12 protein-coding genes are annotated in these 14,071 nt (G+C 37.3%); all 12 read right to left on the reverse strand.

Features of this window, described 5'->3' with window-relative positions:
* Nucleotides 1–44: 44 nt before the first annotated feature.
* The 12 genes from B2R82_RS23470 to B2R82_RS23525 all read right to left on the reverse strand — a co-directional run bounded on the left by B2R82_RS23470 (nucleotide 45) and on the right by B2R82_RS23525 (nucleotide 13,926).
* Entirely contained in the window at nucleotides 45–821 is a 777-nt protein-coding gene (locus B2R82_RS23470; protein ID WP_286927372.1) for a CsxC family protein, read from the reverse strand.
* Nucleotides 822–963: 142 nt separating this feature from the next.
* Complete coding sequence (locus tag B2R82_RS23475) at nucleotides 964–2,298, reverse strand: BC_2427 family protein (RefSeq protein WP_286927373.1); 1,335 nt, start codon at nucleotides 2,296–2,298, stop codon at nucleotides 964–966.
* A gap of 309 nt (nucleotides 2,299–2,607) precedes the next feature.
* Nucleotides 2,608–3,414, reverse strand: coding sequence for a CsxC family protein (locus B2R82_RS23480; protein WP_286927374.1), 807 nt, complete (start codon nucleotides 3,412–3,414; stop codon nucleotides 2,608–2,610).
* A 350-nt stretch (nucleotides 3,415–3,764) separates the two neighbouring features.
* Nucleotides 3,765–4,502, reverse strand: a complete 738-nt coding sequence (locus B2R82_RS23485) for a 16S rRNA (uracil(1498)-N(3))-methyltransferase (protein ID WP_286927375.1) — start codon at nucleotides 4,500–4,502, stop codon at nucleotides 3,765–3,767.
* 81 nt (nucleotides 4,503–4,583) lie between these two features.
* Nucleotides 4,584–5,525, reverse strand: coding sequence for a 50S ribosomal protein L11 methyltransferase (gene prmA / locus B2R82_RS23490; protein ID WP_286927376.1), 942 nt, complete (start codon nucleotides 5,523–5,525; stop codon nucleotides 4,584–4,586).
* A gap of 21 nt (nucleotides 5,526–5,546) precedes the next feature.
* Entirely contained in the window at nucleotides 5,547–6,668 is a 1,122-nt protein-coding gene (gene dnaJ / locus B2R82_RS23495; protein ID WP_286927377.1) for a molecular chaperone DnaJ, read from the reverse strand.
* A 204-nt stretch (nucleotides 6,669–6,872) separates the two neighbouring features.
* Nucleotides 6,873–8,714 carry a molecular chaperone DnaK gene (gene dnaK / locus B2R82_RS23500; RefSeq protein ID WP_283868779.1) on the reverse strand — a complete coding sequence of 614 codons (1,842 nt, stop codon included), beginning with the start codon at nucleotides 8,712–8,714 and terminating at the stop codon, nucleotides 6,873–6,875.
* A gap of 75 nt (nucleotides 8,715–8,789) precedes the next feature.
* Nucleotides 8,790–9,374, reverse strand: a complete 585-nt coding sequence (grpE, locus tag B2R82_RS23505; RefSeq protein WP_286927378.1) for a nucleotide exchange factor GrpE — start codon at nucleotides 9,372–9,374, stop codon at nucleotides 8,790–8,792.
* A 17-nt stretch (nucleotides 9,375–9,391) separates the two neighbouring features.
* Complete coding sequence (hrcA, locus tag B2R82_RS23510) at nucleotides 9,392–10,420, reverse strand: heat-inducible transcriptional repressor HrcA (RefSeq protein WP_286927379.1); 1,029 nt, start codon at nucleotides 10,418–10,420, stop codon at nucleotides 9,392–9,394.
* An 89-nt stretch (nucleotides 10,421–10,509) separates the two neighbouring features.
* Complete coding sequence (gene hemW / locus B2R82_RS23515) at nucleotides 10,510–11,655, reverse strand: radical SAM family heme chaperone HemW (protein WP_286927380.1); 1,146 nt, start codon at nucleotides 11,653–11,655, stop codon at nucleotides 10,510–10,512.
* 179 nt (nucleotides 11,656–11,834) lie between these two features.
* Nucleotides 11,835–12,986, reverse strand: coding sequence for a chromate efflux transporter (chrA, locus tag B2R82_RS23520; protein ID WP_286927381.1), 1,152 nt, complete (start codon nucleotides 12,984–12,986; stop codon nucleotides 11,835–11,837).
* Nucleotides 12,987–13,080: 94 nt separating this feature from the next.
* A complete protein-coding gene (locus tag B2R82_RS23525) occupies nucleotides 13,081–13,926 on the reverse strand; it encodes a DUF4179 domain-containing protein (protein ID WP_286927382.1) in 846 nt (281 codons plus the stop codon).
* Nucleotides 13,927–14,071: the final 145 nt, after the last annotated feature.

The raw sequence follows: 14,071 nt of genomic DNA on the forward strand, positions 1-14,071 counted from the left end.
TACTAATATTTTTATTTGTTGTGTTTCTCAAAAATTTAAAACTATTAAGGGCTAGTAGGAGGAGTAAGTCCTAGAAGAACAGGAGTTATTACACTACTGCCAGCACCAAGGCGGACTTGTTGAACTTGTAGTACTTTTACAGTCAATTCCAATACAATTTTTTCACGCAAAGTGCTGAACGTTCCCTCTGGTGATGTCAAGATTGGCGAAAAATCAAGTTCAAAGAAGTTTGCCGCTACTAATTCTCCAAATGGTTGTTCATTGTATTTAACAAGGTTTTGGAAGAAAGCTTTATCCAATCGAGCGTCCATTTGCGTCGCTTCATTCAGGAAGTTCGCTTCAGCAAACTCGGAAATGCCTAAGATTGGAGTAGGTCCCCCAGTCGTTTGTGGGAATGTAAGGTCTGTAAAACCAGAAAACGCAACATCGGCAATTCTATCTCGAAGTGCTCCACTACATGCTGATGAAGCATATTCGATATTTTTACGAATATGTCCTGCTACAAATAATTTAGCTCTTGTTACTCTAAAAAAGTCAGTGCCCGCAATACGCGCAAAGCTCACTGGAACCAATTTAACTTGATTTAGGAATACATTTTTTTTCACTCTTTTGATTTCAGTTGCTGCAGGAGAAAGCGTAATATCTGACTCCACAACGATTTGAAGTGTTGGTTCTGCAAGTACAACTGGAACTTTAATTGTTGGAGTCGTAAGTGGCGTAGCAACTACTGGAGTAATTTCACTAGTTAATGGAATTTGTTCAGTTGATGCTACCGGACAAGGTTCGAATTGACTAACTTGATTATCTAATTGTTCACTCAAAAAAATTCCCTCTTTTCATTTTTTTAGTATTAAAGAGCGCTCTTTATATAACTAGAATATGTAGCGGTTATATCTATACATGGACGTATATACTAGTATTTTACTGATTTTTAAAAAGGGTTTTGAGCTAACATATAAGATTTCAATTATCCTCTAGACTCTTGTTTGCCATACTAACTTGTATTTTCTGTACTTGAAACATATGAATGATTAAATCTAATACTATATTTTGGCACAATTGATTCGAATGAATAAATTCTTTATTTTGTACAGGTATTTCATCCCCGAAATGAGAACTTATATACTCAATATTCTGATGAATATAACCTTCTATAAATAAATTCCCCTTTAATGCTGTACATGTACCATTACCTAATGATTTGGAAAAACGATTAGGTACGAATCTACAATTGGATAGTACTACCTCACTCGAGATATCTTTAACCTCCACAATTCCTTTTTCAAATATCATAAATTCTTCGAGACATATTTCGATTTTATATTCCCCAACTACAACTGGAACTCTAATATGCATAAAATCTTCGGTACTGTACGAATGATTATTTACTCCACCTTTGTTAATTGATTGTGAATTATGTAAGGGGACTACAACTGATTTAAGCAGATTATTTTTCTGATTATTTTTAGGATGGATATCTGTTTTCATTAAAAATACAATTTTATTAATTTTTGAGCGAGCCAATCGACAATCTGGCTGCTCAGGATAATCCGTTATAGTATGAAATAGCTTAGTTTCAAATTGGGGAATTTGTTTATTGTTTAAATCAAGAAATTCAAATGTATTTTGAACATTTTCACCACAGATAGGAGCATGGAGAAAATCATTAATTTCAACATATGTAGAAAATGAGCTTTTTTGGGTTATAGAACATACTTCTCCTTGCACAGGCTCAGGAAAAGGTGTAACTGTAGAAAGGTTTTCCCCTTCATCATTTTTATTCTCACCATATGATTGATTAGGGTCTATTTGAGATGTTAAATCCGGTACTTCTTTAAAATTCATTTCCTCTGTCTCTTCGGGATCAGGGAGAGCATGAACATCTTCCCCATCATTAATTTCTAGAGGATTAAGTAGTCCATGATTGGAATCTAAATTGGGTACTAAATCTAGACCTTTCACTGGATTCATTTCATCTTCTATTTGAGTATCGGAGAAATGATCGATTTCTTCCTCAACAACCGTTTCAGGAATAAGTAATGTTAAATCCAGCTCTTCCACTGGACTCAATTCATCAACCTCCACGTTATCAGGTAGGGGATTGGTTTCTTCTTCTACACTATTTCTTGAAGAAATTAGTAATTCATGGCTAGATTCTTCCCCATTTCTGGTACCATCATTTTCACCACAAGCAGAATCTAAATGAGATGGTTTAGGTTGATACGTCCAATCCGTGTATTTATTTTGCTTGGAGGATACTTCCTTCATCCCTCTAAAGTTAATCCATGGAGTTTTCATTCATTCACTCCCAAAAAATGTTTTGACAAATCGATAATTCCTCATTGTTCTATATATTAAGGATTTGAGTTCTACTTCATAATATAACGCCTATTCTTTTCACTGTACTTATTATTACAATTCATACTATGCTTAACTTTTACTTTTGTCACTGAGCACGTTGTTTCACACGACAATTTTTTAATAGCAAAAAAGGCAGTTGAAAATTCGACTAAATCGAACCCTCGACTGCCAACTCAAATATTGGATTTTTATCCGTGACCTTGAATGACGCTTATCTATTTTGATTCTCTAGTAATTAAAGATAGATTAACAAGGTTCGGAAGGTGGATTAATAGGAGGATTGATAGTAGGACTAACTGGAGGAGTAAGCCCTGTAAGAACAGGAGTTATTACACTACTGCCAGCACCAAGGCGGACTTGTTGAACTTGAATTACTTTTACAGTCAGTTCGAGTACGATTTTTTCACGTAATGTGCTAAACGTACCTTCTGGTGATGTCATAATTGGCGAAAAATCAAGTTCAAAGAAGTTCGCTGCTACTAATTCTCCAAATGGTTGTTCATTGTATTTAACAAGGTTTTGGAAGAAAGCCTTATCCAATCGAGCGTCCATTTGCGTCGCTTCATTCAGGAAGTTCGCTTCGGCAAACTCGGAAATGCCTAAGATTGGAGTAGACCCCCCAGGTGTTTGTGGGAACGTAAGGTCTGTAAAACCAGAAAACGCAACATCGGCAATTCTATCTCGAAGTGCCCCACTACATGCTGATGAAGCATATTCGATATTTTTACGAATATGTCCTGCTACAAATAATTTAGCTCTTGTTACTCTAAAAAAGTCAGTGCCCGCAATACGCGCAAAGCTCACTGGAACCAATTTAACTTGATTTAGGAATACATTTTTTTTCACTCTTTTGATTTCAGTTGCTGCAGGAGAAAGCGTAATATCTGACTCCACAACGATTTGAAGTGTTGGTTCTGCAAGTACAACTGGAACTTTAATTGTTGGAGTCGTAAGTGGTGTAGCAACTACTGGAGTAATTTCACTAGTTAATGGAATTTGTTCAGTTGATGTTACCGGACAAGGTAGCATTTGATTTTCTAATTGTTCACTCAAAAAAATTCCCTCTTTTCATTTTTTTAGTATTAGGGAGCTCTCCTATCGTTAGAATATGTATCAATAATATCTATGTATGGACGTTATACTTGTTTTTTCTAGTTTAATAAAAGGGATTTTTGTTAAATTTTCTCTTGACTCGAAATTTTTATTTATTTTCACATCATATTTTGCACAATATTACTGACTCAAATTCTAGTTAGACCCTATATTATAAAAGTGAAAAAACCACTTAAAACAGTTTTTTAAGTGGTTTTGCCCATGCCTCATCTTTTAGCCAATACGCAATATAACACAACCTCACATATCTCTTGTGTATGAACAGTACTTTTAACAAGCTGGGATTTCTTTTATTCAAATTCATAGGATATTGCAGACAGTGCATAAAGTGGCGCTGTTTCTGCTCGTAAAATCCGGGGGCCTAAAGACATCGTTTGGGCTCCAGCTTGCAACAGAGTATCCGCTTCTTTTCTAGCAATGCCGCCTTCTGGACCAAAGATAATAAGAATTGAATTCGATTTTTTATCGTAAGCGTTTTTTAGCTTTTCCGCAAATCTTGTACGTTTTATCGACTTGGCATCTTCTTCATCTGCGATAAAAACGGCGTCAAAATTGCTCACTTGATTTACTAGCTGCTTAAAAGAAATTGGTTCATAAATTTCTGGTATATGTGTACGATGGGATTGTTCAGCGGCCTCTTTTGCAATTTTTTGCAGACGCTCTTGCTTTTTTACCCCCTTCTTTTTATCCCATTTTACAATGGAACGCTCTGCTTCAAAAGGCAATAAGGCAAACATGCCAAGCTCTGTTGCTTTTTGTGTAATAAGCTCTAATTTATCACCTTTTGGCAATCCACAGGCAACTGTAACTTGAACAGGTAGCTCAGGAGAAGGAATCATCTCCCCAGTAGGCTGTATAACTACCCCATCTCCTTCAAAGGCTACAATTGTACAGATGTGGGCGTTATCTTGTGCCACTACTACAATTTTGTCACCTTCCTTCATTCGCATTACTCGTTCAATATGATGGGCATCTTCTCCACTAATCCGTGCTTTTTCAATAGAGGTTTCAATAAAATAACGCTGCATGGTACACATTCCTTTCTATAAAGAAGAGAAAACACCAAATCACAAACACTCGGCTCACGATTTGGCGCTTTCTCAATCCATTTATTGTGGACGACGGGCGATGATTGCGACCCAGTCTTCCATTAGTAATACTTCTTCAATGACAAAGCCTGAAGCTTCTAGTGCTGCTTTGACATCATCTCGTTTTGCGCCAATGATGCCTGAAGTGACATATAATCCACCTGGTTTGACAATTGAAAATGCATCGTCAGTAAAGGATATAATAATTTCTGCTAAGATATTGGCAACAACGACATCGGCCGGCTCCTTCACTGTATCCAATAGGTTTCCATGAAATACAGATACCGTATCCTCAACTTTGTTTAACACAACATTTTCTTGTGCTGAGCGTACTGCTACTTCATCTAAATCAAGCGCATGAACACTTTTAGCTCCAAGTAATGCGGCACCAATAGAAAGAACACCAGAACCCGTACCAATATCGATAACTGTGTCTCCCTCTTTTACAACCCTTTCAAGCCCTTGCAGGCACATCACAGTTGTTGGGTGTGTTCCAGTACCAAATGCCATACCAGGATCTAATTCGATAATTAATTCATCTGTTGATACTGGAGTATAATCTTCCCAGGTTGGCACAATTGTAAAGCGTTCAGAAATTTTCACAGGATGATAGTATTGCTTCCAAGCTGTTGCCCAATCTTCCTCATTTACTTCTACAATCGATACTACATTCTCCCCTATATCGATATTAAAGTTCGTTAGATTTGTGATAGCCGCTTTAATTTCTTCTACTGTTTCATTTAAAAAGCTAGACTCCGATAAGTAAGCCTTAATAATAACACCATCTTTGGGAAAATCTGCTTCATTTAGTGCATAAATTTCACCAAATTGATCTTCTCGTGGCTTAGCAAATTCAGCCGAATCTTCAATAACAACACCACTTGCTCCAGCCTCATGCAAAATATTCGAAATTGCCTCTACCGCTTCATTCTTGGTATGAATGGATAACTCTGACCACTTCACGTAGCTCTTCAGCTCCTCTAATTATTCGCCTTGGAATTTTTTCTTGATTTTATCGAATAGTGAGCTTCCTTGTTCCTCAGGAATATCACCACTAATTTCCGCAAATTCGCGTAGCAGTTGTTTTTGTCTTTCTGTTACCTTTTCTGGTGTGACAACTTTGACAGTAACATATTGATTACCAGTACCATAGCCATGTACATTTTTTACACCTTTGTCTTTAAGGCGGAATTGAGCACCTGACTGTGTCCCTGCTGGAATTCGTAATTTTACTTTCCCATGAACAGTTGGTACTTCAATTTCATCACCAAGAGCTGCTTGAGGGAATGTTAGCTTCAGTTCATAATAAATATCATCGCCATCACGTTCAAACTCATTATGCCCTTGCACACGGAACATTATATATAAATCTCCCGCTGGTCCTCCGTTTATACCTGGCTCTCCCTGACCCGTTACACGAATTTGTTGGCCATCGTCAACCCCTGCTGGAATTGTTACTTTAATTTTCTTACGTTTTTGTACTTTTCCTTCTCCACGACATGTTGAACATTTTTCTTTAATGATCTTTCCAGTACCATGACATGTTGAACAAGTACGACGATTCATCATACGGCCAAATGGCGTATCCACAGCTTGATTTACTTGACCAGCACCATTACATGTTGAACATGTTTCTGGTTTAGTTCCTGGTTTTGCACCCGAACCATGACAAGTATCGCAGGTTTCATCCTTCGGAATTTCGATTTCTGTTTCTTTCCCGAAAATCGCTTCTTCAAATTTAATATTCATACGATATTGTAGATCATCACCCTTGCGTGGTGCATTCGGGTCCTGACGACGACCGCCACCACCAAAGAATGAGCTGAAAATATCCTCGAAGCCGCCAAAGCCGCCTCCTCCGAAGCCACCACCACCAAAGCCAGCATTTGGATCCTCATGACCAAATTGATCGTAGCGCGCCTTCTTCTGATCATCACTTAGCACTTCATAAGCTTCAGCGATTTCTTTGAATTTTTCATCTGCACCTGGCTCTTTATTTAAATCAGGGTGATATTGTTTTGATAATTTACGATATGCTTTTTTAATATCATCTTTTGAAGCTGATTTGGTTAACCCAAGCACCTCGTAGTAATCGCGTTTTTCCATCATTCACACTCCGCTCTTTTTGCATAAAATCTATTGTACCATGCAGTTAAATAAACTGCCTCTATTTTTGTTGTAAATTATTTATTAATAAATGAGAAACATATTGTTCTCAGTTACTATTTAGAGCCTATCATACCGCTTTTAATAAAGAGAAAAGCCAAAGCCGCAAGCGGTCTTTGGCTTTTCACTTAACTGTGTTAACTCTTATTTATCGTCTTTTACTTCTTCGAATTCAGCGTCTACAACACCGTCATCTTTTTTACCAGCGCCAGTGTCTGCACCTGCTTCGCCACCTTGAGCTGCTTGAGCAGCTGCTGCAGCCTGTTCATATACTTTCATTACTAGTGGCTGTAAAACGCCTTCTAGTTTTTCTTTAGCAGATTTAATGCCCTCTAATTCACCAGCTTCAAGCGCCTTTTTCAATTCATCGCGAGCATCTTCAACAGATTTTTTCTCGTCTTCTGTAATTTGCTCACCTAGATCAGCAATTGTTTTGTCTACTTGGAACACTAGTTGATCTGCTTCGTTACGAAGATCTGCTTCTTCTTTACGTTTAGCATCTGCCTCTGCATTTGCTTCAGCATCTTTTACCATGCGTTCAATATCTTCCTCAGATAGACCAGAATCAGATTGGATCACAATTGTTTGCTCTTTGTTTGTACCAAGGTCTTTCGCTTTTACAGATACGATACCGTTTTTATCAATATCAAATGTTACTTCGATTTGAGGTACACCACGTGGTGCCGGTGGAATGTCTGCTAATTGGAAGCGACCTAATGTTTTATTGTCAGCTGCCATTGAACGCTCACCTTGTAGAACATGGATGTCTACTGCTGGTTGGTTGTCAGCTGCTGTAGAGAATACTTGTGATTTTGAAGTAGGGATTGTTGTGTTACGGTCAATTAATTTTGTGAACACGCCACCCATTGTTTCAATACCAAGTGAAAGTGGTGTTACGTCAAGTAGAACAACGTCTTTCACATCACCAGTTAATACGCCACCTTGTACAGCAGCACCCATTGCAACAACCTCGTCAGGGTTTACTCCACGGTGAGGCTCTTTACCAGTTTCTTTACGTACTGCTTCTTGTACTGCTGGAATACGTGTTGAACCACCAACTAAAATAACTTGGTCGATTTCAGATGTTGAAAGACCTGCATCAGATAATGCTTGACGTACTGGACCTACTGTACGATTTACTAATGGTAAAGTAATTTCGTCAAATTTTGCACGTGTTAAAGAAATTTCTAGGTGTAATGGACCTGCTTCACCTGCTGTAATGAAAGGTAAAGAAATTTGTGTTGAAGTTACACCAGATAAATCTTTTTTCGCTTTTTCAGCTGCATCTTTTAAGCGTTGCATCGCCATTTTATCTTTTGATAAATCAATGCCATTTTCTTTTTTGAATTCAGCTACTAGATAGTCGATAATCACGTCATCAAAATCGTCCCCACCTAGTTTATTATCACCAGCAGTTGCTAATACTTCGAAGACACCGTCACCTAATTCAAGAATAGAAACGTCAAATGTACCACCACCAAGGTCAAATACTAAAACTTTTTGATCTTGGTCTTGTTTGTCTAAGCCGTACGCAAGTGCAGCAGCAGTTGGCTCGTTGATAATACGCTCTACTTCAAGGCCGGCAATTTTACCAGCGTCTTTTGTCGCTTGGCGCTGTGCATCATTAAAGTAAGCAGGAACTGTAATAACTGCTTTTGTTACTTTCTCACCTAAGTAATCTTCTGCATAGCCTTTTAAGTATTGAAGAATCATTGCTGATACTTCTTGTGGCGTATAGTCTTTATCTTCCACTGTTACTTTTTCAGCTGTACCCATTTTTGATTTAATGGAAATAATTGTGTTAGGGTTTGTTACTGATTGACGTTTTGCTACTTCACCAACTTGACGTTCGCCATTTTTAAATGCGACAACAGATGGTGTTGTACGATTACCTTCTGGATTTGGAATTACTTTTGGTTCTCCACCTTCAAGTACAGAAACACAAGAGTTTGTTGTTCCTAAGTCAATACCGATAATTTTGCTCATTAAAATTTCCTCCTATTATTTAAACGCAAGGGATGCGTTTTCTAACTGATTTTAATTGACTAAATAGTGCTATGACTATTCGTTCACAGATACCATTGATGGGCGTAATACACGATCCTTTAAGATATATCCTTTTTGCAGTTCGCGTAAAACAACACCAGTTTCTTTTTCACTATCTTGTTCCTGCATGACAGCTTGGTGAATATTTGGATCAAATGGCTCACCTTCTGCTTTAATCACTTGCAGACCTTCCTTCTCTGTTGCTTCAATCAGAGAACGATAGACCATCTCAATGCCTTTTACAATAGAAGCAGCTTCTTCAGACGTTGCTTCCACTTGTAAGGCACGCTCAAAATTATCTAGTACTGGCAGTAAATCTGATAATAAGCTTTGAGCACGGTATTTTTCTGCTGCCTCACGATCTAGCTGATTGCGACGACGCATATTATCAAAGTCAGCGCGTAGGCGTAGATGGCGATTTTCCTCATCGTCTAGCTTTGCTTGTAACTCTGCTAGCTTTGCCTCGTATTGCTCTTCAATCGTCAATTCTGCTTCTTGCTGTTCAACTACATCATTTTCTGTTGGTACATTTTCAGCTTGTACATTCTCATCCTGTACTTCTTCTTGTACAAGATCCTTGTTTTCAGTTGTTTCAGTCACTTGAATCCTCCTCATTATCAATCACTACGATTCTTCGTAAAGGCCTGTGTTAAATCCATGCGCAATACGTCTAGTAAAGCAACAACACGTTTGTAATCCATCCGTGTTGGACCAATAATCGCAATAGCCCCTTGTTGATCTTCACCAATTGAATAAGTGGTCGTAATGACACTACAGTTTTCCATTTCTAGTTGTTTATTTTCCGAGCCTATACGAATTTGAATGCCCGATTCATTGGGATGGAAAAGCGATTGCACTTGGCTGTTCGTTTCCATTAAGTCCAAAATCATACGGACTTTATTTAAATCGTGGAATTCGGGCTGGTTGAACATATTCGTTTTTCCACCATAGAAAATTTTACTTTCTGAATTATGCATCGTGGCTGTAACAAGTGAGCGAATAAAGTCATCCGCAGATCTCACATGCTGCTGTAAAACAGCTAGCACTTCAGCCTCAAGCTTAGTATGAAGATCTTCTAATGACACACCGATTAAGCGTTCATTTAAAATATTAACCATCTTCTCTAATTCAGAAGCGGTAAAACCTGAAGGTAAACTAAACATACGATTTTCCACATGCCCGTTATTCGTTACGATAATCGCTACTGCTGTATCACTAGAGAGTGGCACAATTGAGAATCGTTTAACACGATGTCTTTGTACATCAGGTCCTAAAAGAATCGATGTATAAGATGTCAGCTCTGATAAAATATTGGCTGACTTTCGGATAATATGCTCTACTTCTACTAGGCGATCATTAAAAATTGATTGGATTTGCTGAATATCCCTAGAATTAATCCCCTGTGGACTCAACAAATGATCTACATAAAATCTATAACCCTTTTCCGAAGGCACTCGACCAGAGGAAGTATGTGTTTTTTCTAAAAAACCTAATTCCTCCAAATCCGCCATTTCATTTCGAATTGTGGCTGGACTAAATGTAATCTCTTGCTTTTTGGAGATTTGGCGAGAACCTACCGGCTGTGCAAACATAATAAAGTCGTCTACAATGACTTGCAATATCTGTAGTTGCCGATTTGTTAGCATGATTATCACCTCTGTTAGCACTCAACTAAGAGGAGTGCTAATACTATTATTAAGTTATCAAATCCCACATTTTATGTCAACGAAATCGCTCAATCTTCTAGCAAAAATTGTTGAAATACTTCATTCCCTACAAATCGACCTTTTCGTGTCAGATGAATTCCATTCGTATCGTGTTCCAAAAGACCTTCTGATACTAGCTTTTCGATAACATGACGATAACGTGTAAGCATCGTTTCATTAAATTTCTCTTCATATATATGGTGTAATACTCCCTCTGTTTTTCGCAGACCTAAAAACATTTGTTCTTCACGTTTTTCATACTCTGTCACAATATGCTCATAGACAATTGGTAAATCACCTTTGTTTACTGCATCAATATATTTTTTTAATGGTCCATGATTGGAATAACGGATACCAGCAACATATCCATGTGCACCAGCACCAAAACCTGCATATTCATCGTTTTCCCAATAAATTTTGTTATGGCTAGAGCTGAAACCAGATTGCGCGAAGTTACTTATTTCATATTGTTGCAGCCCATGAGCCTCCATCTGTTTCATCAATACATCATACATATCTGCCTCAAGATCTTCGGTTGGTAAATGCAATTTTCCCTTTGAATATTGATTATAAAATATCGTTTTTGGCTCTACTATTAATGAGTATGCGGAAATATGCGGTAACTCCAAGGCAAAGGCCTTTGCTAAGGAGTCCTCCCATTGTGCCATTGTTTGTCCAGGCAGACCATACATTAAATCTATGCTTATATTGTGAAAGCCAACCTTTTTAGCCAAGGCAATTGTTTCATAAACATGTTCGTTACTATGAGTACGTCCAATTTTCTTTAATAATGTCTGATCAAAGGACTGCACCCCCATACTTAAACGATTGACACCTCCAGCAAATAATGCCTGCAATTTCGCCTCTGAGAGCTCGTCTGGATTTGCCTCTGATGTAAATTCTGTCACACTGTCCATAGGAATATACGTACGAATCAGCCCAAGAAGTTTTTCTAATTGCTCAGGTGATAAAGCAGTCGGTGTTCCACCACCGAGAAAGATCGTTTCGATTTGTTTAAAATGGTCAGGATACTTTTGTATGGCAAGCGCCATCTCCTTGCCAAGGGTTTCTATATATTCATCAACTGGTTGATTTTTGAAATAAAATTTATTGAAATCACAATAATTACAAATTTGATGACAAAAAGGAATATGAATGTAAACACCTCGTGCCATAGCTATCCCTTCTTTCTGATAAAGTCTTTTTCCATTTTTACATTATAAACAAACAAAGAATAGAACGCCATGAATCCATCTAAGAAAAGTATGTGTATCCAGTGGCAGTTCATAGTTCCATTTTCCACAAAAAAATCAAAACCATAAAGATTCATGGTTTTGATTTAGAAAGTGTATTTTTAATAACGTATAATTCCTATGCAAAGACCAATGATTACTAATAAATAAGGCGGTATCTTCCATCGCATTAAGCACCATAAAAAGATGGCAGATATAACAATATCTAACCAATTTTCAATTGTCTCTGTAGCAATTGGATGAAAAAAAGCTGCTGCTAATATTCCAACAACGGCAGCATTTGCACCTGCTATCGCCCCTCTTAATCTTGGGAATTGATTCAGCGCTAGCCAAAATGGCATTGCCCCAACTATAAGTAAAAAGGCAGGAAGAAAAATTGCTATTGTAGCGATAACGGCCCCAGGTACTCCAGCAATCATGATACCTATGTAAGAGGCAAACGTAAATAATGGACCAGGAACTGCCTGTGTCATTCCATAACCTGTGATAAAATCAGAAGAACTCATTAGTCCACTTTGTACAAATTGAACTTCTAACAAAGGCAGTACTACATGACCGCCACCAAACACTAAAGCACCTGATAGATAAAACTTTTCAATCAATATAAACCATTCATATTGCATAAATGGACTAACAGCTGGTAAACCAATAAGGAGTAGGAAAAACAGTGATAATAAAATGAACCCTGCTTTTTTGGAAATAGGTACGACTGTTACATGTTGATTCATTTCCTTGGTGATTTTAATAAATCGAAAGCCTATGAGGGCAGCAAGACCTATCACCAATACCTGTGATAATGAATGTACCCATAAAAGCACTACTCCAAGTGCAAACAAGGCAATTATTAAATGCCATATGCTAGAAATCAATTTCCTGGCCATATCCAAAATAGCCTGTGCAACAATCGCAACAGCCACTAATTTTAAGCCATGGACCCAGTTCATCTCTACATGCTTCGAAAAATATCCGAATGCAATCAGCAGTAACACTGACGGTAATGTAAAGCCAAGAAAAGAAATTATACTCCCAAATATTCCGCCTCTTAATAAGCCAATGCCCATCCCTACTTGACTCGATGCGGGACCAGGTAGAAATTGACTAAGTGCTACAAGCTGACTGTAATCATTTGCTGATAACCACTTACGTTTTTCAACATACTCATTTTGAAAATAACCTAAATGAGCAGTTGGTCCACCAAAGGAAGTACAGCCTAATTTAAAGGAAACTAAAAAGATCTCCCATAACCTTCGCAACAACCTCACTACTTTCCATGTAATATATCATTATCTTACATGGTGTAACCGTGTTTTTAGATTAAAGTATTGTAAAGATTGAAATAAGCATTTCTTATTTTTTTGTCATTTTAATTTTAGAACCAAACTCATTTCCATCTGTAGCAATCGGAATTAAATGATAAGTTTTTTCTGTCAAATATAGGGCGTCAAGGCGAACTCCCCATTTTGTATTGTCCTCATTTAATGGATACGCAGCATTAAGGCGCCATAATTCTCCTGATGTAGATTGAATATTAAATTGTATGGTGTTATTCAATAGGGCTGTGTCAGAATGAAAATAAATTGTTGTTGATATTGGTGTAGAAACAACCCTGTCAATTGTTATTTGTTGGCCATCTATTAGCTTCAACTTTTTTTTAACTGAAAAAACGTTCCTATCATTTTGTAATTGCTTCTGTGATGCTTCTACTTGAAAGTTCCATGGCTCGTCAATTGCCTTTTTCCCGTTCCAGTCGTTATAGCGAATATCTAAATTTAATGTTTCATCCTTTGGTAATTCGCTTAGTTTAACACTGCTATAAATGGTATAGGTTTTATCCGATTGCGCAATGGACTGCCCACCATTTCTTACCGTAAACTCTTTTCCATTAATTAATACTTGTGGAAAAAAGAAAATTTGATAGTCGAAATGTGTATCGTTTTCTGGTTTAAAGGTGGCGTTTAATAAAATCTGATTGTCATCCACTATTACTTCATTTAAGGTCAAACTTCCAAGGCTATTTTCAGTGGTTTTACCGACAACTGTTTTATAAGTTTCAAAATTTAAATCCTTATTAAATAAATAATAAAGTACAATTACACCAATCACCAATATTAAAAATAACACTACAACAAACCATATTTTGCGCAATCGACTCCCCTTCGACTGACCTTCAACTAGAAGCATATCATTAGACACATGTACACCTCATTTTTCAGAAAGTTATTTACACAATTATTGTAGTTATTAGGGGAACATTATATAACCTTTAAGACTTAATGTTTGTCATACCGTATCCCTCATACAATGGGTATTGATTTTTTTGGAATTAAATAAAATAGCA

The sequence above is a fragment of the Lysinibacillus sp. UBA6686 genome (assembly GCF_002455205.1).
Taxonomy (GTDB): domain Bacteria; phylum Bacillota; class Bacilli; order Bacillales_A; family Planococcaceae; genus Lysinibacillus; species Lysinibacillus pakistanensis.

Excerpts from the sequence above, each read along its gene's own strand:
- B2R82_RS23475 (WP_286927373.1), bottom strand. The coding sequence starts at position 2,298 with ATGAAAACTCCATGGATTAACTTTAGAGGGATGAAGGAAGTATCCTCC.
- B2R82_RS23485 (WP_286927375.1), bottom strand. The coding sequence starts at position 4,502 with ATGCAGCGTTATTTTATTGAAACCTCTATTGAAAAAGCACGGATTAGT.
- dnaJ (WP_286927377.1), bottom strand. The coding sequence starts at position 6,668 with ATGGAAAAACGCGATTACTACGAGGTGCTTGGGTTAACCAAATCAGCT.
- dnaK (WP_283868779.1), bottom strand. The coding sequence starts at position 8,714 with ATGAGCAAAATTATCGGTATTGACTTAGGAACAACAAACTCTTGTGTT.
- hrcA (WP_286927379.1), bottom strand. The coding sequence starts at position 10,420 with ATGCTAACAAATCGGCAACTACAGATATTGCAAGTCATTGTAGACGAC.
- hemW (WP_286927380.1), bottom strand. The coding sequence starts at position 11,655 with ATGGCACGAGGTGTTTACATTCATATTCCTTTTTGTCATCAAATTTGT.